Origin of the sequence: Streptomyces katrae (assembly GCF_000966975.1) — a bacterium.
Classification (GTDB): domain Bacteria; phylum Actinomycetota; class Actinomycetes; order Streptomycetales; family Streptomycetaceae; genus Streptomyces; species Streptomyces katrae.
Map to the genome: position 1 here is coordinate 1 of NZ_JZWV01000420.1, position 1,583 is coordinate 1,583.

Sequence of the window (1,583 nt, forward strand, 5' to 3'; positions counted from 1 at the left end):
ATGGACTTGGCCTCCGACGGGGCCCACATCGCCGCCCTCCAACGGGAAGGAGGCGTTCCCACCGGAGAGGGGGACACACTGAAGATCTACGACGTCCGCGCGCGCAAGGAGGTCCGCTCCGTCTCCGGGACGCAGGCCGGCGGCGCCTTCAGCCCGGACGGCCGGTACTTCCTGACCACCGACGGCACGCTGCTGGACCTCAAGACCGGCACCGACAGGAAAGAGAGCACGTTCAGCGGCGGCGTCCGGCACGTGGCCTACTCCCCGGACGGACGCCTGGTGGCGGCCTTCCGGGAGACCGGGCTGGTCGAACTGTGGAACGGACAGGTCACGCAACGGATCACGACGATGTCCAGCAGCGTCTCGCGCGGCGGCGGAAGGGGCGGCCAGGACCTCGGCGAGTTCACCTTCTCCCCGGACGGCCGGCTGCTGGCCGCGGTGGTCGACGGCGACAGCGTCCAGCTCTGGGACACCGACAGGCACTATGCCCTGGGAGACCCCCTCCTGCTGCCCGGCCGGGGCGTCGAGGCCCTGGCCTTCGACGGTGACACCCTGTGGGCCGCCGCCGGCACCCGCGCCCGGTCCGTGGACCTGACCCCGGCGCGCCTGGCCGAACGCGTCTGCCGGCGCGCCGGACGCGACCTGACGCCCCTCGAGTGGTCGACCTACCTGCCCGGCATCCCCCGCCGCCCCCTCTGCTGACCCGCCACCGACGACGGCGGGACCCCCGGTCCCAGGGATGCCCACCGGGTGTCTCAGAGGGCCGGGCCGCCGTCCGGCCGCGCGTCCGGAACGCCCAGCGGCGGCCGGGGCGGACAGCGGGAGCGCACTCGGCTGTACTCCTCCAGCCAGGTGAGGAGGGCCTGCTGGAAGGGAGGCTGGTCGTCATCGAGGAGTACGCCCAGCAGGCTCTGCTCCGGCGTCAGGGAACCCGCCGCGTCAAGCCCGTCCGCGGCCTCCGGCATGCACACCGTCACCCTCGGCCAGAGGCTCGGCACGTGTCCGGTGGAAGGCGTGAGGCAGCGGCTCAGCGCGTCCATCCGGGCGAGGGCCGCCGGCGAGGACACGGAATCGAATCGCATCTCGGGGCGGGGACGGGCCGGTGCGGCTCGCCGCGGAGTTCGAACGGTCTCAGCGAAGTCTGAGCACGGCCTCGGCGGTCTCCTCCGCGGTGAGGCCGGTCGAGTCCAGGACGTTCTTCTCGTACGGGCCGAGGTCGGCGAAGCCGTCGTACACCTGGTTGAGGATCTGCCGGTCGGTGAGCGGGTGCTGAGTACGGGACATCCCCCGCTCAAGTGCGGTCTGCCGGTCGGGTCTCAGCACCACGTAGACCAATCCCACGCCCGCGGCCTTCGCCGCCTTCTTGTAGGGCCCCAGGAACCACGGCCCGATCACGCCGTCGACCACGGTGTGGTAGCCCCCTGCGGCGTAACCGGCGGCGGCCCGTGCGATCACCCCGGTGACGGTCTGGTTCTGCTCGTGCGCCTCCGGCAGGTACGGAGCCAACGCTCCCTGTTTGATCGCCGCGTAGAAGTCGTCCGTGTGAAGGTGCACGCTGGGAGAGAGCCGGCTTTGGGCCAGGA

General features: G+C 72.0%; 3 protein-coding genes. 1 reads left to right on the forward strand and 2 read right to left on the reverse strand.

Going from position 1 to position 1,583, the window contains the following annotated elements; all coding sequences use genetic code 11:
* Positions 1-702 (forward strand): WD40 repeat domain-containing protein (locus VR44_RS16185; protein ID WP_045948202.1); only part of this gene is annotated, 702 nt, incomplete at its 5' end.
* A gap of 53 nt (positions 703-755) precedes the next feature.
* On the opposite strand, the gene VR44_RS16190 is transcribed toward VR44_RS16185, so the two are convergent.
* Both VR44_RS16190 and VR44_RS16195 read right to left on the reverse strand, forming a co-directional pair.
* Complete coding sequence (locus VR44_RS16190; RefSeq protein WP_045948203.1) at positions 756-1,082, reverse strand: hypothetical protein; 327 nt, start codon at positions 1,080-1,082, stop codon at positions 756-758.
* 49 nt (positions 1,083-1,131) lie between these two features.
* The coding region (locus VR44_RS16195; protein ID WP_045948204.1) for an ATP-binding protein at positions 1,132-1,583 on the reverse strand (452 nt) is incomplete at its 5' end.